Below are 22,576 nucleotides of genomic sequence, written 5' to 3'. Positions count from 1 at the left end.
CTCGTGCTGAATGATTGGATATGGCTTCTCTGAAAGATGTTGCAACCCTGGCGGGCGTGTCGCTGATGACCGTTTCCAGGGTCATTAATCAGGCTGAACACGTTAGCCCGGCGACCCGGGAGCGGGTACAGCGGGCCATTGATGAGCTGAATTATGTGCCGGACTATTCCGCCAGGAAGATTCGAAGCAAAGGCGTTAAAGCATCGACAATCGGTATTCTGGCACTGGACACCGCCACCACGCCCTATTCTGTAGAAATACTGTTGGCCATTGAGCAGACTGCACGTGAGCGAGGCTGGAACAGTTTTCTCATTAATATCCTTTCTGCTGGCGACGCCGAGCGGGCAGTGAATCAACTCCTGGCCCAGCGGCCGGACGGCATCATTTTTACCTCGATGGGGCTGCGGCACGTTGAGCTCCCTGCGGTACTAAAAAACCACCGGGTGGTGCTGGCCAACTGTATTAGTGATGATGCTGATTTACCGAGTTACATTCCGGATGATTTTAACGGGCAGTACCAGGCCACTCGCCATCTGATTGAGCGGGGATACCGCCGTCCGCTTTGCCTGTGGCTGCCCGAAGAAGCGCTTGCCAGCCGTTCTCGTCAGGATGGATTTGAGCAGGCCTGGCGCGAAGCCGGGCTCGACGTTGAGACTGTGATGCAGTATCACATGCAGTGGGGCGATAGCCATTATCCTGAATTGGCTGGGCTTGTTCTGGCACATTGCCAGCAGGGAAAAGCGGATTTCGATGTGCTGGTGTGCGGTAATGACCGCATCGCTTTTGTGGCCTGGCAGACGCTGTTGGCGCAGGGCGTGGCAATTCCTGAGCAGGTGGCTGTGCTTGGATTCGATAATCAGATAGGGATCGGTGATTTGTTCCTTCCGCCGCTGACGACGGTTCAGTTGCCGCATGACGCGATTGGTCGCCAGGCGGCATTGCATTTAATTGACGGGTTGACCCGCAGCGGCATCCAGCGGCTGCCTTGCCCGCTGGTCAAGCGCGTTTCGCTATAGCGCGTTCAATTGCCACAGCGTGCCGCCCCGGCATAAGGCTTTCCCGTGGCTGGCAAACAGTTCCAGCTGACGTTCCCCAGGCTGCGGGTAGAGGCGGCTGCTGAGACAATATTCGCCCTGGTTAACAAAGACTTCGATGGAAGAGCGATCGATAAAAATCCGCAGATGCAGGTCGCCGTTTTCCGATAACGGCACGCTGCGATCGCCGTCCAACTGCGCGTCCTGATAGCCGCGTGACAGCACCAGACGCTGCGTCAACGCATCGACAAACAGCTCACAACCCTGTCCAAGGCGAATACCGTAGCGTTCAGCCGTGCTTTGCCCGGCTTCCCAGGCTATCTCTAACTCCACGGCTTCTGCATTCGGGTGCAGCATCAACTCTTGCGTGTCCAGCACGCAGGGCAGCACTAATTGCTCCCCGGTGCGGAGCGTTGCCAGTTCGTGAACCGGATTTTGGTAGAGTTTGCCGTTTGGCATCACGCACAGCTCGCGCGGCACGGTAAGGCAACCCGCCCAGCCTTCGCGTTTAGAAGGCATGGGAGATTCCCACATGTCCATCCATCCCAGCACGATGCGGCGGCCATCTTCGGCGACAAAGGACTGCGGGGCGTAAAAATCGTGGCCGTGATCCATCTCTTCAAACGGCTGATAAACGGTGAAGCCTTTCCCCGGTTGCCATCGCCCACGTAAATAGCCGCTCTGGAACAGGTTCTGATAAGCCAGGCCTTTAGCCTTGATGCCCTGCGGGGAAAACATCAGGATCTGGCTGTTTCCGAGCGGAAAGAAATCCGGGCATTCCCACATATAACCCATATCCGCGTTGGCTTCTGCGAGAATGCGATCTAACTGCCACTCACGAAGTGAATTGCCTCGATAAAGTAATACTTTGCCTCGATCGTGCTCGTCCCGGGCACCAATGACCATCCACCAGGTGCCCTCCTGTTGCCATACCTTCGGATCGCGGAAATGCATGATGCCGGGCGGTGGGGTGAGAATGACGCCTTGTTTCTTAAAGTGAACCCCGTCTTCGCTGGTGGCGAGGCATTGCACCTGGCGTATAGCGCTGTCATTGCCCGAACCTTCCAGCCAGATATGCCCGGTGTAAATCAGCGAGAGCACGCCGTTATCGTCCACCGCGCTGCCGGAGAAGCAGCCATCGCGATCCCATTCGTCCCCCGGCGCCAGCGCAATGGGCTGATGTTCCCAGCGAACCATATCCCGGCTGGTGGCATGCCCCCAATGCATTGGCCCCCAGTTTTGATCGAACGGGTGGTGCTGATAGAAGGCGTGGTAAAGCCCATTGTGATAAATCAGGCCGTTAGGATCGTTCATCCAGCCCGCGGGTGGGGCCAGATGATAGAGCGGATAAAAGGCGTTGCCGCGCGCTGTTTGCAGAGTTTCTAAGGCGGATTGAGCCTTGTTCAGTGGGGTATTCATAGCATTACCTGGTGGTCAGATTTAAAGAAGGATGTTCGTTCCCGGGGGTTGAGTCTTTGAGCAGAAAAGCGGATATCAGCGTGAGTGCCAGAACCAGTCCGGCCAGAATCATGTAGGTGTCCGCGAAGCCTAGCTGGTCGTAGCCGCGCCCTACCAGTGGAGAAAGTACGGTGGCACAGATTGACGTTATAAACTGGAAGCCCACCAGATACAGCGTGGCGGAGAGTCGCTGATCGAACTGCGTGGTGATGTACTTAAACATTGAAATAAGCAGGATAGGAAGCTCAACGGCGTGCAATAGCTTCATGCAGGAGATGGTCAGCGGATCGCTTGCCATCCCGGAGCCAAAAATACGCATCGCCATGATCAGGCCGCTGAGCAGCAACCCGCGTTTGGCCCCGATGCGGTTAACCAGCATTGGGGCGAGAAACATTCCGCCCGCTTCCAGAAAGACCTGGAAAGAGTTGAGAAAACCAAACATTTCGTTGCCGCGCTGTACGTCGTTGAACAGCGAGGCGAAATAAACCGGGAACTGCTGATCGTATACGTTGTAGACGCTGACGCCGCAAACGAAAAGGACCAGCGCCCAGAAGCGAGAGAGCTTCAGCAGCCCGAAGGCATCGGTCAGCGTAAGGGCGCTGGCTTTGCCGTATTCCAGTTCGCTGAGGGCGTTAGGTTGCATATCGCGCATGCGCCACAGCAACAGCAGAAACAGGCAGGCAGAGGCGCTACCCATCCAAAAATTCAGCTGTGGATCGAGATTAAAGAGCAGCCCGGCAAAAAATGTAGCGCCAGCCCAGCCTAAAGAGCCCCACATGCGTGACTTGCCGTATTCAAAGCCAACGATGCGGCTGACGCGCTCGGTATAGGACTCCAGCGCACCAATCCCGGCGAAGAAGGTTGCCCCGACATAAAGCCCGACGCTGATAGCACCTGCGACAATATTTATCTGGAGCAAGGGCGTGCAGACGAAGATAAACCAGGGGCCGCTTATCAGAAGCAGGACGCCTATCACCCACAGCAGCGATTTACGAAGCCCCAGTTTGTCCTGAACAAAGCCGTACAGCGGCTGGGCACACAGGGCGGTAAAGGCGATGATGGAGAAGATCAGCCCGGTTTCCGCTCCTTTCAGGCCGATTTTCTGGTTCAGCCAGAGGGCGATCAGTGAAAACGCCGATGACCAGGTCCAGAAAAAGGTAAACAGCAGCCCGCTCAGGATCAGATAGTGGTGTTTATTGCGTTTGGTCAGTGCCATGTGTGCAGTCTCTGAATGCTTGAATGACTGTATTGTTAACGTTAACTTTTGGCTGGGAGAAGAGCGTAAGCTTCATAAATGTGATGTTAATCGCAATAGTTAACGTTAACAATGTGGTTTTGTGATCCAGATTGGATCATCAGCGAAAGAGGGAAATTAGAGGGAGGCCCGATGCAGAGCATCGGGCGTTCATCAGGGCGGATCAGCGGCGATGGGCCAGGCGGCGAACTAAATGATCGCCGAGGCTTTGCACCAGATGCACCATTACAATCAGGATGATGACGGTCCCGACCATGACCTGGTTGTTAAAGCGCTGGTAGCCGTAGCGAATCGCCAGGTCCCCCAGACCGCCGCCGCCGATAACACCGGCCATTGAAGAGAAGCCGATCAGCATCACTATTGTCAGCGTGATGCCCGCCAGAATGGCAGGGAGCGCCTCGGGCAGCAGCACTTTACTCACCACATGCCAGGCGTTGCCGCCCATCGACAGAATGGCTTCAATCCGGCCTTTGTCTACCTCATCCAGCGCGCTTTCGACCACGCGGGCGAAGAAGGGGAAGGCGCCGATGGTGATGGGCACCACAGCGGCAGTGCTGCCGAGCGTGGTGCCGACGATAATGCGGGTCAGCGGGATCAGCGCGATAAGCAGGACAATAAACGGCAACGAGCGCCCCACGTTAATGATGCTGCCGAGTACATGATTCAGGCGGGGCGCGGGCAATACCGCATCCCGGCGAGTCAGGAACAGCAGGACGCCGAGCGGCAGCCCAATCAGTACGGTAAACAGCCCGGCCAGGCCCACCATGTAAAGCGTGTCGAGGGTGCCGTCCAGCAGGAGCGGCCAAAGATCTTCCCAACTCATGCTACTTCGCATAAGACTCTCCCTTCCACGCCGTGGCGGCGTAAGAACTCGCGTTCGGCCTCTGCGTCGTGCAGCAGCGAAGTGCGTAACCTGGAGAACGGGTCGACTAATCGTTCAGACAGCGGGCCGCTTTCGATTAATTGGCCGTGCTCCAGCAGCGCCGCGTGATCGCAGATGGCTTTGACGACTTCCAGTTGATGGGTGATCAGTACGATCGTCAGCCCAAGCTGGCGGTTGATGTCCGCCAGCAGGGCCAGAATTGACGCGGTCGTGTCAGGATCCAGCGCGCTGGTGGCCTCATCGCAGAGCAGGATTTCCGGGTGGGCGGCCAGCGCCCGGGCAATGCCAACGCGCTGTTTTTGCCCGCCGGAAAGCTGGGACGGAAAGGCTTTGGCTTTGTCGCTCAGGCCCACAAGATTCAGCAGCTCGGCAACGCGCTTTTGGCGAGCCTCACGCGGTGTGCCGGAGATTTCCAGCGGCACGGCAACGTTGTCCTCCACGCTGCGGGCGTGAATCAGGTTGAAATGCTGGAACACCATGCCGGTGCGCTGGCGGTGCTGGCGCAGCTCGCGCTGGTTAAAAGTGGTGATGTCCCGGTCATTCATGATAATGCGGCCCGAGGTGGGCCGCTCCAGCAGGTTGAGACAGCGAATAAGCGTACTTTTCCCGGCGCCGCTGCGGCCCAGAATGCCGTAAATAGCGCCATCCGGGACCACAAGGTTAATGTCATCCAGCGCCGGTCGGCCTTCTCCGGCGTACACTTTGCTCAGCCGCTCAAGGGCGATCATGACTTAGTCTCTACCGGGATCACCGAGCCGTTGTACTGCTTGCGAATGAACTCGGCCACCTGAGGGGATTCAAGATCTTTCGCCAGCTGTTTGATGCGTGGGTCGTTTTCCAGATTCGGGTTGGTGACCAGAATGTTGGCGTAAGGGTTATGGGTGGCGCTTTCCAGGCCAAGGGAGTCTTTGGCCGGGCTGAGTCCGGCTTCCAGCGCATAGTTGCCGTTGATCACGCCCAGGCCTACGTCATCCAGCGAACGGGGAATCTGCGGGGATTCAACTTCCAGGATTTTCAGCTTCTTCGGGTTGCTGGCAATGTCTTTGGGCGTTGCCTGGTTGGTGGCGGCGTCCTTAAATTCCGGTTTGAGGGTGATCAGGCCTTTGTCCTGGAGCAGGTAAAGGGCACGACTGAGGTTGGTGACGTTGTTCGGTACCGCGATGGTTGTGCCTTCCGGGATGGATTTCAGGTCTTTGTATTTGTGTGAGTAGATGCCCAGCGGTTCGATATGTACCGTGGCGGCAACGACAAATTTCTTGCCGAGCGCTTTCTCCTGGTCACGTAGATAAGGCACATGCTGGAAGTAGTTGGCATCGACGTCGCCGTTCGCCAGCAGTTCGTTGGCGTTAACGCCGTTGCTCAGTTCGACGACCTTCAGCTTGAGATTAGGGTCGAGTTTTTGCACAAAGGCGAGGATTTCCGCATGCGGGACCGGATCTGCCGCGACGCGCAGCGCATCTGCGGCCTGTGCCGCGAAAGTCAGAGACAGTGACAGCGCAACGCCAGCCAATTTAAAAGCGGTCTTTTTCATCATTATTTTCCTTTTGTTTTAATGTGTTATTAAGCGATCAGTTCACTGCTGTTACGAAGGACATCCGGGTAATAACACTCCGCCACGTCAGGGTGTGAGCGCAGGCGGCCTTTCAGATAGTTCCAGCCCACGTCGCGCAGCAGCGGGTTTTGCGGGTCGCTTTCTGGCCCCAGGGCTTCGCGGGCCAGCGATTCCGGGAGCTGATAAACCGGCACCACGGCGTTGAGCTGTGCGCCGAGGAAGAAGGCGATGGACAGGCGTTCTTCATCCTGAGGAGGAGAAACTACGCGGTGAACGGTAGCGCGCAGGTAGCCGTTGGTGGCCAGCTCCAGCAGTTCGCCAATATTGACCACAAAGCTGCCCGGCAGCGGCTGGGCATCGACCCAGTTGTCCGGCGAGACTTCGACCTGCAGGCCTTTTTTCTCGTCCTGCAGCAGGAAGCTCAGGAAGCCGGAGTCTTTGTGAGCGCCCACGCCCTGGCTGCTCTGCGTGGCAGACTGCCCAGGATAGCGAATCAGTTTGATGTGTTCGTTGGGCAGGTTGCCGTAAAGGTCGTCAAAGGCATCGGCCGGCAGGCTAAGGGCTTCGGCAAAGGTGCGCAGCAGTTTTAACGCTACCGCGGTCATTTCGCTTTGCCACCGTAAAAGCGTGGGCTTGAGTTCTGGCCTGGCGGTCGGCCAGAGGTTTGGCCCCTGCAGGCGACGCCACGCCGGGGCATATTCATCCGGCGGCAATGCCTGGCGTTCTGCGCCGAGGTCAAACTGTTCGCGCCAGTCGGGCTGGCCGCGGGTAAGTTCGCTGGCGGCGCGGTTGTAGCCACGGAAATGCGGCGAATGGATCATCGCCACCTGCTGTTTTTCATCGTCGGGGAGGGCAAAGAAGCTGCGGGCTTCGTCCTGGACCGCCTGCTGCAGGTCAGGGCTGATACCGTGGTTGATCAGGTAGAAAAAGCCAATTTCTCGCGCGGCGTAGCGCAGCTGGCTGAGGAAGGCTGAACGGTCAGTTTCACTGCCGCTCAGCTGGGAAAGGTCAAGAATCGGCAGTGCCAGGCCTGGATTGGTGCTCATAGTTTACTCCGGTCAATAAAGTCTTAGAAAAGGCGGTCGGGTTGAGTTCGGCACAACAGCGGCACAGCATCATGGCAATGTCCTTCTGGATACGGTCGGGTAGCGTTAGCGCTTACCTTGCCGCAATCAAAAAACCTCGCCCAATATTGTTATCTTCTAAGGTATGACCCGGTGGGGTTCTAAGCATTTGCGGAAACGAGAAAAGTCTAATCATTGCAAAATATTTCAATGAATAGGGGTAACTTATGGATTTCACTGAGGCTTAATTACATTTAGAAATAGTTAACGAGCAGTTAAGTTATGGCGGCAGTTAAGTTTATGGGTTTTATGCCGAAGAGGTTGCTAAGCGTTTCGCTTTCTACCCCCAGGTGTCTTCATCATGCTAAAAACTACACAATCCCGATTTATTACCTCTTTATGTTTGTTTTTCATGTTGTTAATCGCGGTCACTTCGCTGGTGATTCACTTTTTTGTGACGCCGCAGCTGAAGCGCAACGAAACCCAGCTGATTCGCTTCGAAGTGGATAACGTGGCGGTCAATATTACCGAGCAGATGAACCGGGTACAGGCGCAGATGCGCAGCATTACCCAGTCCGTGGCTGCAATGCAAAGCGATGATATCAATAAGTTATTACCGACGCTGGTGGATCAGTACCTGGATGTGAACGTGTTTGGCGGCGGCATCTGGCCTCTGCCGGAAAAACGCGAGGCGGGGCGCAATAAGTTCAGCACTTTCTTTGCCCGCAACGGCAGCAATAAACTTGAAGAAAATACCTACTGGAACTCGGATGCCGCGCCTAACTATTACGAGCAGGTGTGGTACAAAGCCGGGCTGGCTTCTCCGGCAGGGCAATGTGCCTGGGCAAACGCCTACCAGGATGACGCCAGCCCGCAGCCGCGAACGAACTGCGCCATGGCGATTACCAAAGAGGGGCAGCCGTGGGGCGTGGCAACCATCGACGTGACGCTGGGCTTCTTTAATCAGCTGGCCAAACAGATGAGCGAGGCGGTGAAAGGCCAGGTGCTGATCATCGAAGCCGACGGGAAAGTCGTCGGCAACGCGGATCAGATTGGCAAAACGGCGGGCTTAAAAAATCTTTCTGAGCTGAGCGGCTCGCTGCCAATGGCGAAAGCGGTTCAGGGAATGTTGCCCGGTTTCAATGCCAGCCAGAGCGGTGAGAATGAATACGATAACGACGGCACTTCGCACACCGTTATTTTACAGACGGTAAAAGGCAGCCCGTGGATTCTGGCGGTTGACCTGCCAACTGCGCTGCTGACCAAACAAACGGACGCGATTCTGCTGCGCCTTGGCATGGTGCAGATCCCGATGGCGATCGTTTTGCTCGGGATCCTGGTGCTGTTTGTTCGCAACATGATGCGCCGCCTGGGCGATCTTAACCACAACATCAGCCGCCTGTCTGCCGGTGGTGCTGATCTGACGCAGCGCCTTGAGCCCACCAGCAGCCCGGAATTTAACGCCATTATCGACAGTTTTAACGGCGTGATTAGTTACCTGCAAACCATGCTGCGGCAGGTTGGGGATAGCGCCAGGGCCATTTCTTCGGCCTCTCATCAGATTGCGACGGGCAACCAGGATTTGTCCGCCCGCACCGAAGATCAGGCCAGTTCGATTGAGCAAACGGCGGCATCGATGGAGGAGCTGACCAGCACCGTTCGCCAGAATGCCGACAACGCCGCCCACGCCAACGAGCTGGCGCGCGAAGCGTCCAGCGTGGCGGTGAAAGGGGGAGAAGTGGTGAAGCAGGTCGTCAGCACGATGAATGCTATTCAGACTTCTTCCGGCAAAGTGGTGGATATTATCAGCGTGATTGACAGCATCGCTTTCCAGACCAATATCCTGGCGCTCAACGCCGCTGTTGAGGCCGCCCGAGCCGGTGAGCAGGGCAGAGGTTTTGCGGTTGTGGCTTCTGAGGTTCGCAGCCTGGCTCAGCGCTCTGCGCAATCGGCACGGGAAATTAAAGCGCTGATCGAAAATTCGGTGAGCAATGTGAATCTGGGGACTGAGCTGGTTAATCAGGCTGGCAGCACCATGGAAGAGCTGACTCAGGGCGTGCGTAACGTGACGACGCTGATGGCCGAAATTATGTCTTCCAGCCGCGAGCAGAGCACCGGCATTGAGCAGGTGAATCTGGCGATTAATCAGCTGGATAGCACCACGCAGCAGAACGCCGCGCTGGTCCAGGAAGTCTCTTCCGCCTCGCATTCGATGGCGGAACAATCCACTCAGCTTGAGCGTGTAGTCGCCGGATTTAAACTCTAATCACAGCGGGCACCCAGGCGGTGCCCGTTTCTTTTTGGCCTACCTTCCCGTTGAAACCCCGCTTGCAATTTGCCCAATCATCTTTTATTTTATTGTTACGTTATAACATATCGGAACGATTTTTATGCAGCGCGATATCCATCCGTTTTACCGGACCGTGGTGTTTCACGACACCAGCGTAAATGAATATTTTAAAGTGGGCTCGACGATCAAAACCGACCGCGAGATTGAGCTGGACGGGGTGACTTACCCCTACGTGACGATCGAAGTCTCTTCTGCTTCACATCCTCATTACACCGGCAAACAGAAAGTCTTCGTCAATGAAGGCGGCCCGGCGCGCTTCCAGCAGCGTTTTGGCAAGTTCTTTGGCGGGAAGGAGTCTTAAGAAATGCAGGTATTGAATTCACTTCGCAGTGCAAAACAGCGCCACCCCGATTGCCAGATTGTGAAGCGTAAGGGGCGGCTGTATGTGATTTGCAAATCTAATCCGCGTTTTAAAGCGGTGCAGGGACGGAAGAAACGTCGCTAGCGGTTATCGCTCACCCGCAGGTTGCTGGCGGGTGAGTGAGAAGACATCATAAAACGACAGTTCCCCTTTGCGGTTGAGCATTTTGTGCAACAAAGATTTTTGCTCTTCATCCACGCCTGGGGAGTTAAGAATTTCATCGATCAGCGCCGTGGGCACGTTGCGGGTGTTGTACCATTCGCCGTTATAGCAAACGCGCAGGTCGAGAACGTCAATATCGCTGTAGCGGTAGCGAGGGTTGACGTCAAAGAAGAAAAACGCGTTCATCAGCGCGAACAGCACGACCAGCAGCCATACTGAGCCCGCCAGGGTTTCTGATTCCAGCATTACCCACATTGTGGCAAACCAGCCGATATACATGCCGATAAATAATCCGGGATGCTTGCGGATAAAACTGATACTGAAGCGCGGGCGGTTATCGCGCTTTTCAGTTTCATTCAGATGTTCGATGGTATTGGTAAGCAGGCGCTGAATTTCTGACATAGTGTGCCTTCTAAGTTCTCTGTTTCGGTTGTACGCGTGGCCAGACTATTTTAAGAACCAGGGACCAGGCAAAAAAGTAACAGATAAGCCAAAAATAACCATAACAGTTAACAAGACTGACCGACTTAAAGTGTCTTAATGATACGGGCCGGGTTACCCACCACAACGCAGTTGGCTGGAATATCTCTGGTCACTACCGAGCCTGAACCCACCACCACATTATCACCAATGGTGACGCCCGGATTAATAACCGCGCGTCCGCCAATCCAGACGTTATTGCCAATTGTCACTGGCTTGCCAAGTTCGACGCCGCTATTTCGTGTTTCTGCATCCAGGGGATGGGTCGCGGTATAAATATGAACGCCAGGTGCCAGCATACAGTTGTCACCAATGCGAATAGGACAAGGGTCCAGCATGACGCATTCAAAATTGGCGTAGAAGTTTTTACCCAGGTAGATGTTGTAGCCATAGTCGCAGCGGAAAGTGGGTTCGATGTAAGCCCCTTCGCTCTGGCCAAGCAGCTCGGCGAGGATCTCATCGCGGTACGCCTGTTCGTCCGGCGAACTTTGGTTGTAGCGATGCAGCAGTTGGCGTGCTTTGTGGCTCTCCAGCTGCAGGGTTTCGTCTCCAGGCCGGTATAGCTCTCCGGCAATCATTTTACGCTTTTCTTCACTCATCACGGGTTCCCTCTTCAGTGGCCTGCAAGGCTACCTGAATTTCGGAAGAAAAGAGTGGGTATCGTTCCCCGAGCGTGATGGACCTCACGTCGCAGACTGCGGCGCGGAAGGTTAGCGTAGAGGAGTGCTGGCGGTATTTCGCTGGCTGGTTAACGGGCGTTAATCCAAACCTGTGTAACATCGACTGAGACAAACCAGACAATAACAGAAGATAAAATGTGATTTTAAATATTATTTAATAAGACAGCTATTAACGAATAAATTTCCACACTGAGGGTGGGATTTTATCATACAGTTTATTCATCGTCAGTTCTGCAAGACGGTGGTCGGCTGCTGAATAAAATACCGCCAGTTCATTATCTGATAATTCATATTTATTTTTTTCTATTACGCGTTCCAGCGTATCAATTGTCTGACAACGCCGCAGGCGCATCAAATAATCGGTCTTAGTGAGCTTGGTAGTCATAAATTCGCCTTAAGTATTTTAATATTTTTAGAACGAGTGGCTTACTGGGTTAGCGCGACTCTCACTGATGAAACATCTGAACAAGCGATTCCCTGATTTACGCCACCGCTGCAAGTCCTGTGCGTTAATGCCGTAATTGCTAAATAACATGAAAGTATCGTCCAGGTATTCATCAATCTGTTCAATCAATTTGCTCTCATCTGGATACTTAATCTTATAATTAAGCGCCGATGCTGCAATGTGCTCAATCAATTCATTCAACTGCAGATTAATGGCCGACGTAGGATCATTAACCCACCCATGATTGCTCTCACCAAGATTGGTCAGACAATCGTGATACAGACTCTCACAGAGGAACTTAAGCTGCGCGATGTCGTGCCGCTTTGGTGAGTATTCGTCCATAGTGCTGCCCCTTTTATCGGTAAACCAAATGATAAACACAACGGGTTGGGGTGGACACACCTGAAGAGGTGAAGAACTGTTGCCACGATTATTACATGTGCTGTAACTATAAATCAATATTGCCTGGATTTCATGCGGCTCTAACGAAAAATTACAATTAAGTTAAAAAAGGAGAATACGTTACTAAATGTGAATTAAAACTTTAGTATGAATTTTAACTTAAATTCTCAGACAGTCATTAACCCATAATCGGTAATATTTATAACTTTCAGCTGGTTAATCCATCTATAAGACTATTCTGTATCCGGCTAAAAATCAGGCGTTAATTTATAAGAATATTCCCAAATAAATGTAACACTTCGGTTTTTGTTGTTTCGTTAATCATGGATTAACGAGCATTTAAGCGTTATTTTTTCCGAAATGAGGCGGCATTTATGTTGAAGATAATGCGGAAGAGAGAAGTGAATGTGGAAATAAGAAATCTGAATTAACAATACTGAAACCGGTTTCTGTATTCATAAAAAAGGCCGCATTACGCGGCCTTTTGTTATGTGATTGAACGGCTTACTGGTGATGCTCTACCGCATGCGCATGTTCAATATCTTCACTCTTGCGGCTAAAGCGGCGGCGTACCACCACGAAGAACACCGGCACGAAGAAGATAGCCAGCACGGTCGCAGTCACCATACCGCCCATTACACCGGTACCTACGGCGTTCTGCGCGCCACTGCCCGCACCGGTACTGATAACCAGCGGCATTACCCCGAGGATAAACGCCAGAGAAGTCATCAGGATCGGACGCAGACGCATACGCACGGCTTCCAGCGTCGCTTCAATCAGACCTTTGCCTTCTTTCTCCATCAGATCTTTGGCGAATTCAACGATAAGTATCGCGTTCTTCGCCGACAAACCAATGGTTGTTAGCAGACCAACCTGGAAGTAAACGTCGTTGGTGAGGCCACGCATCGTTGCCGCCAGCAGGGCACCGAATACGCCAAGCGGAACAACCAGCATGACCGAGAACGGAATTGACCAGCTCTCATACAGCGCCGCCAGACACAGGAAGACCACAATCAGCGAGATGGCGTACAGGGCAGGGGCCTGGTTGCCGGACAGGCGTTCCTGGTAGGACATGCCCGTCCAGTCAAAGCCAATGCCGGTTGGCAATTTCGACGCAAGCTGTTCCATCATGTCCATTGCTTCACCGGTACTTTTACCCGGTGCTGCCTGGCCAAGAATTTCCATGGACGGTAAGCCATTGTAACGTTCCAGACGCGGTGAACCGTATTCCCAGCGTGAGGTAGAGAACGCGGAGAACGGTACCATCTGGCCGGAAGAGCCACGCACGTACCAGTTACCGATGTCGCTTGGCAGCATACGGTATGGCGCTTCGGCCATGACGTACACTTTCTTCACGCGGCCACGGTCGATGAAGTCATTGACGTAGCTGCCGCCCCAGGCTGCGCCCAGCGTGGTATTAATATCGCTGATGGATACCCCCAGCGCCTGTGCTTTTTCCTGATCGATATCGATTTTGAACTGCGGTGTATCTTCCAGACCGTTCGGACGCACGCCAACCAGCAGGTCAGGGTGCTGGGCAATCATGCCGAACAGCTGGTTACGAGCCTGAGTGAGCTGCTCGTGGCCAAGGTTTGCCTGGTCAATCAGCTGGAAGTCAAAGCCGGTTGCGGTACCCAGCTCGACAATCGCCGGCAGGTTAAAGGCAAAGACCATTGCATCTTTAATCTGCGAGAAGGTGCCCATCGCACGGCCTGCAATAGCCGGAACTTTGTTCTCTTCTCCAGAGCGCTCACTCCAGTCTTTAAGCGACACGAACGCCAGACCGGTATTCTGACCACGACCGGAGAAGCCGAAGCCGTTAACGGTAAACACTGAGTTAACGTTGGCTTTCTCTTTCGTCAGGAAGTAATCCGTGACTTCATCCAGCACTTTCTGCGTACGTTCCTGGGTTGCCCCCGCAGGCAGCTGCGCCATGGCTAACAGCACGCCCTGGTCTTCGTCCGGCAAGAACGAGCTTGGCAGACGAACAAACAGAACTGCCATGCCGACAACAATCAGCAAATACACCACCAGATAGCGGCCGGTGCTGCGCAGAATGTTACCGACGCTGTCGGTGTAGTGGTGCGTGCTCTTGTCGAACATTCTGTTGAACCAGCCGAAGAACCCTTTCTTGTCATCGTGATGACCTTTCGGGATTGGCTTAAGCATGGTTGCACAGAGTGCAGGAGTCAGGATCATCGCGACCAGTACCGACAGCACCATCGCCGAAACGATAGTAATCGAGAACTGACGATAGATGGCACCGGTAGAGCCGCCGAAGAAGGCCATTGGGACAAACACTGCAGACAGTACCATCGCGATACCGACCAGTGCGCCCTGAATCTGACCCATGGATTTACGCGTGGCTTCCTTCGGTGGCAGTCCATCTTCCACCATCACGCGCTCGACGTTCTCAACCACAACGATGGCGTCATCCACCAACAGGCCTATCGCCAGCACCATGCCGAACATCGTCAGGGTGTTTATCGAGTAGCCAAAGGTGGCAAGGATAGCGAACGTGCCCAGCAGTACCACCGGTACCGCAATGGTTGGAATCAGCGTTGCCCGGAAGTTCTGCAGGAACAGATACATAACCAGGAACACCAGCACGATAGCTTCGACCAGCGTTTTCACCACTTCGTTAATGGAGATTTTAACGAACGGCGTGGTGTCGTACGGATATACAACTTTCAGGCCTGCCGGGAAGTAAGGCTGAAGTTTTTCTACCGTGGCGCGTACCGCTTCGGCGGTATCCAGGGCGTTAGCACCTGTCGCCAGTTTTACACCCAGACCGGCAGCAGGCTGGCCGTTATAGCGAGCGATAACGTCATAGCTTTCGCCGCCCAGCTCAACTTTTGCCACGTCTTTCAGCAGTACGCGAGATCCATCCTGATTCACTTTCATCAGGATTTTGCTGAACTCTTCTGCTGATTTCAGACGGGTTTGCGCAATGATGGAGGCGTTCAACTGTTGACCTTTGACCGGCGGCGTTCCGCCGAGCTGGCCCGCTGCTACCTGGGCGTTTTGTGCCTTGATAGCGTTGATCACATCCACCGGCGTCAGCTGGTAGTTGTTCAGTTTGTTCGGATCCATCCAGATACGCATCGCGTACTGAGCACCAAACAGCTGAACGTCACCGACACCGTGGGTACGGCTGACCGGGTCTTTAATGGTTGCGCCAACGTAGTCCGCAATATCCTGCTGGTTCATAGAACCGTCGGTGCTGATCATACCCAGTACCATCAGGAAGCTGCTTGAGGACTTCTCAACGCTAACCCCTTGCTGCTGTACTTCCTGCGGCAGCAGCGGCATAGCCAATTGCAGTTTGTTCTGCACCTGAACCTGTGCGATATCGGCATCGGTGCCGGAATCGAAGGTGATGGTGATTTGAACGGTACCAGAGGAATCACTGGTAGAGGACATGTATAACAGGCCATCGATACCGTTCATATTCTGTTCGATAACCTGGGTTACTGAATCCTGTACCGTTTTCGCATCTGCACCCGGGTAGTTAGCAGAGATCTGAATTGCCGGTGGCGCGATCGTAGGATACTGCGCGATAGGCAATTTCATGATCGCAAGCGCACCCGCCAACATAATAATGATGGCGATTACCCAGGCAAAGATGGGGCGATCGATAAAAAACTTAGACATGTCTTAACGGCTCCTGTTTGAGTTAAGACTTCGGTTGTTCTGACTGCGCGCCTGCGGCGGGTTGCTGTTGGCCTTTATTGTCTTCCGCAACTTCCTGCGCTTTTACCTGAACACCCGGTTTTACTTTCTGTAGGCCGGTAACAATCACGCGATCGCCTGTTTGTAACCCATCGGTAACCAGCCATTTGTCGCCGATCGCCTGGCTGGTTTGCAGCTGGCGAACTTCAACTTTGTCATCCTTCCCAACAACCATCGCTGAAGCATCACCGCGTGGAGTACGAGTTACCCCCTGCTGCGGAACCAGGATGGCATTCGGGTTAACGCCTTCTTCCAGTTTGGCGCGAACAAACATTCCTGGCAGCAGGGTTTTGTCCGGGTTAGGGAAGATAGCGCGCAGGGTGATAGACCCGGTGGTCTGGTCAACGGTCACTTCAGAGAATTCCAGCGAGCCTTCCTGAGGGTAGGCAACGCCGTTGTTCATCGTCAGCTGGACTTTCGCTTTACCGTTTTCCTGTTTCAGTTTGCCGTCGGCCAGCTCCTGCTTCAGGCGCAGGAAGTCATCGCTGGACTGGGTCACATCCACATAAATCGGGTCAAGCTGCTGGACGGTGGCGAGGGCGGTGGTTTGCCCGCTGGTAACCAGCGCACCTTCGGTGACCGCGGATTTCCCGATGCGGCCGCTGATAGGTGAAGTGACTTTGGTGTAGGCCAGGTTGATACGAGCAGTTTCCACTGCGGCTTTTGCTGCGACGACGTCAGCGTTTGCCTGCTGTGCGGTTGCCGCAGCCGTATCGTAGTCAGACTGGCTGATGTACTTGGTGCCCAGCAGTTTCTGGTAACGTTTGACGGTCAGCTGTGCAAGATTCGCGCTGGACTGGGCTTTCGCCAGGTCGCCTTTCGCGCTGTCGTAGGCAGCCTGATAGGTGGCAGGATCGATCTGATACAGCGAAACACCGGCCTGAATGTCGCTCCCTTCAGTGAAGTTACGCTTCAGAATAATGCCGCTAACCTGAGGACGAACTTCTGCGATGCGGAAGGCGTTGGTGCGTCCTGGAAGCTCAGTAGTAATCTGCAATGGCGCGCTTTTCAGAGTCACTACACCCACTTCCGGGGCGTGCGGCGCACTCTGCTGAGTCTCTTTCTCGTTACATCCTGTAAGCGCTAAGCTGCCTGAGAGCATCAGAACGGCCGCCAGAGGCGTAAACCCTCTGTTTTTGTTCATATGTAAACCTCGAGTGTCCGATTTCAAAGTTGTTCAATGGATCAAATGTCCACAAACCCATTGCTGTGTTTATATTATCGTCGTGCTATGGTACATACGTTCACAAATGTATGTAAATCTGACTAAAGTAAATTCACTCACTTATGGCACGAAAAACTAAAGCTCAGGCGCTTGAAACCCGCCAGCACATCCTCGACGTTGCGATTCGCCTGTTTTCACAACAGGGCGTCTCTGCGACTTCGCTAGCGGATATCGCGCAGGCTGCCGGGGTAACTCGTGGTGCAATTTACTGGCATTTCAAAAATAAGTCGGAATTGTTTAGTGAGATCTGGGAGCTAACCGAATCCAGTATTGGTGACTTAGAGATTGAGTATCGGGCAAAATATCCAGACGATCCACTCTCGGTGATAAGAGAATTACTCATTTATATCCTACAGGCAACGGTGACAGAAGAGCGCCGGCGCCTGATGACCGAAATCATTTTCCACAAGTGTGAGTTTGTAGGCGAACTCGAAGTTTTGCAGCAGGCCAGACGCACGCTTTATATGGAAGGAAATGAGCGTATCGAAGCCGCTTTACAGCGCTGTATCGATGCCGGAAAACTCCCTGCAGGCCTGCGCCTTTCCCTCGCCGTCACGCTGATGCGCAGCTACATTACCGGGCTGATTGAGAACTGGCTGGTGGCTCCGGAAACCTTTGATTTACATGCTAAAGCGCCAGACTTTGTCGCCGTCCTGCTGGAGATGTTCCAGCTTAGCCCCACGCTGAACAAACCGGCGTAACTTTCGGCTGCCATTCACCCGATAAATCATTTGAGATTCCTCCGAGGGCGATTGCTATTCTGCGCCCTGAAGCCGTGTTATTCTGCGCGTCTTCCGTGGCCTTTTACTTTTAGCTGGCACTCACATGCGCAGCACCGTAATGACTCAACCATGACTATCCAGCCCAACGCTCTGTCGCGGACTTCCCGTTCCGCATTGATTCTTTTCCTGTTTTTGTGTGTTTCCGTCCTGTTGCCTTTTTCTGTGGCCCAGGCGGCGGCAGGCAATGGCGATTTGCCGACAAAGGCAGAGGTGCAGTCGCAGCTGGACTCGCTGAATAAGCAAAAAACGCTGACGCCGGACGATAAGCTTACCCAGAAAGATCTCACCGAAACGCTTGAGATGCTGGACAAGCTCGACCGCGTGAAGCAGGAAACGGCACAGCTCAAAACCACGGTTGCCCAGGCACCGGACAAGCTGAAGCAGGCGACCGACGCGCTGAATTCGCTGAGCACGCCAGCCGATGACGAAGCGACGCGTAAAACGCTGGGTTCGCTTTCCCTTCGTCAACTGGAAGCCCGGCTGACCGGCGTACTGGATCAGCTGCAGTCGGCCAACAACGATTTATCCACGCTGAACAGTCAGCTGGTGTCGCTGCAAACCCAGCCTGAGCGCGTGCAGAATGCCATGTACAGCGCCTCTCAGCAGCTTCTGCAGGTGCGTAACAGGCTGAACGGCACCACGCCGGGGGAAGCCACTCTCCGTCCAAGCCAGCAAAACTTGCTGCTGGTGCAGCAGGCGCTGTTGAATACCCAAATTGAGCAACAGCGGAAAAGCCTGGAAGGCAACACTGTCTTGCAGGATGCGCTGCAAAAACAGCGCGATTACACCAACGCCAATATCGGGCAGCTTGAGCACACGCTTCAACTGCTGCAGGAAGCGGTTAACAGTAAGCGCTTAACGCTGACGGAAAAAACGGCTCAGGAAGCCGTCACGCCAGACGACGCCGATGCCAGCGCGGTGCAAAATAACCCGCTGGTGCGTCAGGAACTGGACGTTAACCACCAGCTCAGCCAGCGGCTGATTAACGCCACTCAAAGCGGGAATGAGCTGGTTCAGCGGAATATCCGCGTTAAAAACTGGCTCGATCGTGCGCTACAGTCCGAGCGTAATCTGAAAGAACAAATCTCGGTGCTGAAGGGCAGCCTTTTGCTGTCGCGCATTCTTTATCAGCAGCAGCAAACGCTGCCGTCAGCCGACGACCTGGAAGACCTCACCAACCGCATCGCCGACCTGCGCCTGGAGCAGTTCGACATCAACCAGCAGCGTGATGCGCTGTTCCAAAGCGACAGCTACGTCGACAAGATTGTCGAAGGGCATAAAAACGAGGTTAACGACGAAGTTCACGACGCGCTGATGCAGGTGGTGGACATGCGTCGTGAGCTGCTGGACCAGCTCAACAAGCAGCTGGGCAACCAGCTGATGATGGCGATTAACCTGCAGATTAACCAACAGCAGCTGATGAGCGTCAGCAGCAGCTTGAAGAAAATGCTGACCCAGCAAATCTTTTGGGTGAACAGTAACAAACCGATGAACTGGGAGTGGATCAAATCCTTCCCGGGTGCGCTGCACGACCAAATCAAAGGCATGAAGCTGGATATCAGCTGGCACAAAGTGCTGGACGGGCTGTTTATGTCGCTGTTCACCGCGCTGCCGTTAATGCTGCTGGCCGGGCTGCTGCGCTGGCGCTACAAGTGGATCGACAGGCAGCTGGCTAAGCTGGCCTCGGAGGTCGGGCAGCTGCGCACGGATACCCAGCTCAACACGCCTAAGGCGATTCTGCTCAACTTCCTGAAAGTGCTGCCGCTGACGATGGCCATTCTCTCGGTGGGGCTGGTATTGCTGTTTATGCAGCTCAATATCAGTGAGCTGCTGTGGGCGTTTGCCAAAGAGCTGGCGCTGTTCTGGCTGGTGTTTGGCATGGCCTGGCGCATTCTGAGCAGCCGCGGTCTGGCCGTGATCTGGTTTAACATGCCGGAGCACCTGACCCGTCATTATCGTCGCCAAATCGTGCGCATCAGCTTTGCCTTGCTGCCGCTGCTGTTCTGGTCTGTCGTCGGCGAGATGTCACCGCTGAACCTGATGGACGATGTGCTCGGGCAGTTTATGATCCTCCTTAACCTACTGCTGATCACCGCGCTGGTTATCCCGATGTGCCGCGACAACTGGCGGGACAAAGAGTCCCATCCGATGCGGCTGCTGACCATTACGGTGCTCTCCATTGTGCCGGTCGCGCTGCTGGTGCTGACCGCAACCGGCTATTTCTATACCACGCTGCGCCTGGCTAATCGCTGGATAGACACAGTTTATCTGGTCATTATCTGGAACCTGATTCACCAGACGGTGATTCGTGGTCTGAGCGTTGCGGCACGCCGTATTGCCTACCGCCGCGCGCTGGCTCGCCGCCAGAATATGGTTAAAGAGGGGGCAGAGGGCGCAGAGCTGGTCGAAGAGCCGCCGCTGGCGCTGGATCAGATCAACCAGCAAACCATGCGTTTGACCATGCTGCTGATGTTCGCCCTGTTCGGCGTGGTGTTCTACGCCATCTGGTCGGATTTAATTACCGTCTTTGCCTATCTCGACAGCATCGTGCTGTGGCATTACACCGGCAGCGAAGCCGGCGCCACGGTGATGAAAAACGTTACGATGGGCAGCATCTTGTTCGCGATAGTGGCGACGATGGTCGCCTGGGCGCTGATTCGAAACTTGCCGGGCCTGCTGGAAGTGCTGGTTCTGTCGCGGCTGAAAATGCGCCAGGGCGCCTCTTACGCCATTACGACCATCCTCAACTACGCCATTATCGTGATTGGAGCGATGACGGTGTTTGGCTCGCTGGGCGTGTCGTGGGACAAACTGCAGTGGCTGGCGGCGGCACTGTCGGTGGGCCTGGGCTTTGGTTTGCAAGAGATCTTCGGTAACTTCGTTTCCGGCCTGATCATCCTGTTTGAACGCCCGGTCCGCATCGGCGATACCGTTACCATCGGGACATTCTCCGGTAGCGTCAGTAAGATCCGCATCCGTGCGACGACAATCACCGACTTTGACCGTAAAGAAGTGATCATTCCGAACAAAGCGTTTGTGACCGAACGACTGATCAACTGGTCGCTGACGGACACGATCACCCGCGTGGTGATCAAGCTCGGCGTGGCGTATGGATCCGATCTCGATAAAGTGAAAGCGATCTTGCTGAAGGCGGCGATGGAACATCCGAGAGTGATGCACGACCCGGAACCAGCGGTGTACTTCACCACGTTTGGCGCCAGCACGCTTGACCATGAACTGCGCCTGTATGTCCGTGAACTACGCGACCGCAGCATTACCGTGGATGAGCTGAACCGCGCCATTGACAGACTGTGCCGTGAAAACAATATCAACATCGCCTTTAACCAGCTTGAAGTGCATCTGCACAATGAAAAAGGCGATGAACTAACGGAAGTTAAGCGTGATTTAGGCAAAAACGGCGGCCTGCCGCCGCCGACCAGCCAGCCTTAATCGCCGGCGGGGGGCGTTTGTGCTTCCCGCTGCTTACGCAGAAAATCCTGACGGACAATGTCCAGCGCCGCGAGGGCGGTGTCCGTTGGGATCTGGTGCTGCTCCAGCAGCATGATTAAATCGACGGCCAGTTTGACCTCGTCCGGGGCGTTATCCAGCGACATTCTTGCTCCTTAGTTGGGGTTAACTCAGCCCGCGTTCGCGTCTTTCAATGGCTTTTTCTATGCGGGTCAGCGCCTGACGACAGCGCTGCAGGCGGCCTTCCAGCGCGGCCAGTTCTCGCTGAAGCTTTTGCTGGCCAGCAAGCGTGGTTTGCAGGGAAAGCTGGCTTTCTCTATCGCTCACCATCGCCAGCAGCCTGCGTTCGTAATCCTGATGGGTAGCCAGTTTTTCGTACAGGTTTTCCTGCACCTTTTGCTGCGGCTCGCTTTGGCGTAAATGCGCGGTGGCCAATTCCCGCTGTAGCGCGGCAATCTGTGCCACCAGCTTTTCGGCGATAAATGCCACCTGGTCCGTTTTACCGTGGCTGACGCTAAGCTGAAGCTGGGCGAGATTAGCCTGAGCTTCCTGGAGATAGTCTTTCAGCTGCGTGCTGTGGGTATGGAAAAGCTTGCGGTCGAAGCGCGCCTGGCTTGCCCGAAGCAGGGCGACCGGCTCAACGGCGGCGGCCAGCTCGGCGACCCGGGTTTCCAGGGCTTGTAACAGCGAAGCGGTTTTCACAGAATGGCTCTCCAGGGATTGTCAGAGGTTACAGCATGAAGCGTCTTATTCTACTCATCATCGGCTGGCTGGCGGTAGTGCTTGCGACGCTTGGCGTGATATTACCGCTGTTGCCGACCACGCCATTTTTGCTGCTGGCCGCGTGGTGTTTTGCCCGCTCGTCGCCTCGTTTTCACCACTGGCTGCTGTACCGTTCATGGTTTGGCAGCTATCTGCGGCACTGGCAAACTCACCGCGCGATGCCCCGCGGATCTAAGCCAAAAGCTATCCTGTTTATTCTTGCCACCTTCGCGCTTTCGCTATGGCTGGTGAAGATAGTGTGGGTTAGAATTTTGCTGCTGGTGATACTTTGTGCGCTGTTGATCTTTATGTGGCGCATTCCGGTGGTTGATGAAGCGCAACAAAAGCGATAAACCGCAGCAGAAGCTGTTGCAATTGTCGCGTCCAGCCAGTAAATTCGAGCGTTTTCGAGCACGGGTACAGCTGGTTAACCGTTAACCAGTGGTTCACATTTGAACCCACAGGTACTCTGTTTAGTATC

At 54.4% G+C, this 22,576-nt stretch carries 21 protein-coding genes; 7 read left to right on the top strand and 14 right to left on the bottom strand.

Going from position 1 to position 22,576, the window contains the following annotated elements:
- Nucleotides 1-20: 20 nt before the first annotated feature.
- Entirely contained in the window at nucleotides 21-1,016 is a 996-nt protein-coding gene (locus tag AAIE02_RS12560) for a LacI family DNA-binding transcriptional regulator (RefSeq protein WP_498532617.1), read from the top strand.
- Here the strand turns inward: AAIE02_RS12560 and AAIE02_RS12555 are convergent.
- The 6 genes from AAIE02_RS12555 to AAIE02_RS12530 all read right to left on the bottom strand — a co-directional run bounded on the left by AAIE02_RS12555 (nucleotide 1,011) and on the right by AAIE02_RS12530 (nucleotide 7,228).
- Nucleotides 1,011-2,453 (bottom strand): glycoside hydrolase family 32 protein, encoded by a 1,443-nt coding sequence (locus AAIE02_RS12555; RefSeq protein WP_498532616.1) that lies wholly within the window; start codon nucleotides 2,451-2,453, stop codon nucleotides 1,011-1,013. The genes AAIE02_RS12560 and AAIE02_RS12555 overlap by 6 nt on opposite strands.
- Nucleotides 2,454-2,457: 4 nt before the next feature.
- Complete coding sequence (locus tag AAIE02_RS12550) at nucleotides 2,458-3,708, bottom strand: oligosaccharide MFS transporter (protein ID WP_166990588.1); 1,251 nt, start codon at nucleotides 3,706-3,708, stop codon at nucleotides 2,458-2,460.
- Nucleotides 3,709-3,910: 202 nt separating this feature from the next.
- Entirely contained in the window at nucleotides 3,911-4,570 is a 660-nt protein-coding gene (locus AAIE02_RS12545; RefSeq protein ID WP_498532696.1) for a methionine ABC transporter permease, read from the bottom strand.
- Nucleotides 4,567-5,358 (bottom strand): methionine ABC transporter ATP-binding protein, encoded by a 792-nt coding sequence (locus AAIE02_RS12540; protein WP_008460326.1) that lies wholly within the window; start codon nucleotides 5,356-5,358, stop codon nucleotides 4,567-4,569. The genes AAIE02_RS12545 and AAIE02_RS12540 overlap by 4 nt, the downstream gene beginning before the upstream one ends.
- Nucleotides 5,355-6,161: a MetQ/NlpA family ABC transporter substrate-binding protein gene (locus AAIE02_RS12535; RefSeq protein WP_498532695.1), complete on the bottom strand. Its 807-nt coding sequence runs from the start codon at nucleotides 6,159-6,161 to the stop codon at nucleotides 5,355-5,357. The genes AAIE02_RS12540 and AAIE02_RS12535 overlap by 4 nt, the downstream gene beginning before the upstream one ends.
- 29 nt (nucleotides 6,162-6,190) lie before the next feature.
- Complete coding sequence (locus AAIE02_RS12530) at nucleotides 6,191-7,228, bottom strand: isopenicillin N synthase family dioxygenase (RefSeq protein ID WP_498532615.1); 1,038 nt, start codon at nucleotides 7,226-7,228, stop codon at nucleotides 6,191-6,193.
- A 379-nt stretch (nucleotides 7,229-7,607) separates the two neighbouring features.
- Here AAIE02_RS12530 and AAIE02_RS12525 point away from each other — a divergent pair, with 379 nt between their 5' ends.
- The 3 genes from AAIE02_RS12525 to ykgO all read left to right on the top strand — a co-directional run bounded on the left by AAIE02_RS12525 (nucleotide 7,608) and on the right by ykgO (nucleotide 10,041).
- Entirely contained in the window at nucleotides 7,608-9,512 is a 1,905-nt protein-coding gene (locus AAIE02_RS12525) for a methyl-accepting chemotaxis protein (RefSeq protein ID WP_498532614.1), read from the top strand.
- 124 nt (nucleotides 9,513-9,636) lie between these two features.
- Nucleotides 9,637-9,897 (top strand): type B 50S ribosomal protein L31, encoded by a 261-nt coding sequence (locus tag AAIE02_RS12520; protein ID WP_008460319.1) that lies wholly within the window; start codon nucleotides 9,637-9,639, stop codon nucleotides 9,895-9,897.
- Between the two features lie 3 nt (nucleotides 9,898-9,900).
- A complete protein-coding gene (ykgO, locus tag AAIE02_RS12515) occupies nucleotides 9,901-10,041 on the top strand; it encodes a type B 50S ribosomal protein L36 (RefSeq protein WP_003859006.1) in 141 nt (46 codons plus the stop codon).
- Nucleotides 10,042-10,044: 3 nt separating this feature from the next.
- Here ykgO and AAIE02_RS12510 read toward each other — a convergent pair whose 3' ends face one another.
- The 6 genes from AAIE02_RS12510 to AAIE02_RS12485 form a co-directional block, all read right to left on the bottom strand.
- A complete protein-coding gene (locus AAIE02_RS12510; protein ID WP_008460303.1) occupies nucleotides 10,045-10,521 on the bottom strand; it encodes a YlaC family protein in 477 nt (158 codons plus the stop codon).
- A 125-nt stretch (nucleotides 10,522-10,646) separates the two neighbouring features.
- Nucleotides 10,647-11,198: a maltose O-acetyltransferase gene (maa, locus tag AAIE02_RS12505; RefSeq protein ID WP_008460300.1), complete on the bottom strand. Its 552-nt coding sequence runs from the start codon at nucleotides 11,196-11,198 to the stop codon at nucleotides 10,647-10,649.
- 250 nt (nucleotides 11,199-11,448) lie between these two features.
- Nucleotides 11,449-11,664: a hemolysin expression-modulating protein Hha gene (hha, locus tag AAIE02_RS12500; protein WP_008460299.1), complete on the bottom strand. Its 216-nt coding sequence runs from the start codon at nucleotides 11,662-11,664 to the stop codon at nucleotides 11,449-11,451.
- Between the two features lie 27 nt (nucleotides 11,665-11,691).
- On the bottom strand, nucleotides 11,692-12,066 hold the full coding sequence (gene tomB / locus AAIE02_RS12495) for an Hha toxicity modulator TomB (protein ID WP_008460297.1): 375 nt from the start codon (nucleotides 12,064-12,066) through the stop codon (nucleotides 11,692-11,694).
- Between the two features lie 564 nt (nucleotides 12,067-12,630).
- Complete coding sequence (acrB, locus tag AAIE02_RS12490) at nucleotides 12,631-15,780, bottom strand: multidrug efflux RND transporter permease subunit AcrB (RefSeq protein WP_166990600.1); 3,150 nt, start codon at nucleotides 15,778-15,780, stop codon at nucleotides 12,631-12,633.
- Nucleotides 15,781-15,802: 22 nt separating this feature from the next.
- Complete coding sequence (locus AAIE02_RS12485; RefSeq protein ID WP_166871834.1) at nucleotides 15,803-17,002, bottom strand: efflux RND transporter periplasmic adaptor subunit; 1,200 nt, start codon at nucleotides 17,000-17,002, stop codon at nucleotides 15,803-15,805.
- A gap of 143 nt (nucleotides 17,003-17,145) precedes the next feature.
- Between AAIE02_RS12485 and acrR the strand changes: the two genes are divergently transcribed.
- Together acrR and mscK are read left to right on the top strand one after the other, a co-directional pair.
- Nucleotides 17,146-17,784 carry a multidrug efflux transporter transcriptional repressor AcrR gene (gene acrR, locus AAIE02_RS12480; RefSeq protein WP_008460292.1) on the top strand — a complete coding sequence of 213 codons (639 nt, stop codon included), beginning with the start codon at nucleotides 17,146-17,148 and terminating at the stop codon, nucleotides 17,782-17,784.
- A 150-nt stretch (nucleotides 17,785-17,934) separates the two neighbouring features.
- Nucleotides 17,935-21,315: a mechanosensitive channel MscK gene (gene mscK / locus AAIE02_RS12475; RefSeq protein ID WP_498532613.1), complete on the top strand. Its 3,381-nt coding sequence runs from the start codon at nucleotides 17,935-17,937 to the stop codon at nucleotides 21,313-21,315.
- Here the strand turns inward: mscK and rsmS are convergent.
- Nucleotides 21,312-21,479, bottom strand: coding sequence for a pleiotropic regulatory protein RsmS (gene rsmS, locus AAIE02_RS12470; protein ID WP_008460289.1), 168 nt, complete (start codon nucleotides 21,477-21,479; stop codon nucleotides 21,312-21,314). The two genes, mscK and rsmS, sit on opposite strands and share 4 nt — an antisense overlap.
- Nucleotides 21,480-21,498: 19 nt before the next feature.
- Nucleotides 21,499-22,035, bottom strand: a complete 537-nt coding sequence (gene priC, locus AAIE02_RS12465; protein ID WP_008460286.1) for a primosomal replication protein PriC — start codon at nucleotides 22,033-22,035, stop codon at nucleotides 21,499-21,501.
- Nucleotides 22,036-22,070: 35 nt separating this feature from the next.
- On the opposite strand from priC, the gene AAIE02_RS12460 reads away from it, so the two are divergent.
- A complete protein-coding gene (locus AAIE02_RS12460) occupies nucleotides 22,071-22,448 on the top strand; it encodes a DUF454 family protein (RefSeq protein WP_166990606.1) in 378 nt (125 codons plus the stop codon).
- Nucleotides 22,449-22,576 lie beyond the last annotated feature (128 nt).

It is taken from the genome of Cedecea sp. Ae19-4 (assembly GCF_059801165.1).
The sequence above is the reverse complement of the archived record's forward strand: the minus strand, read 5'-3'. Positions and strand labels throughout refer to the sequence as shown.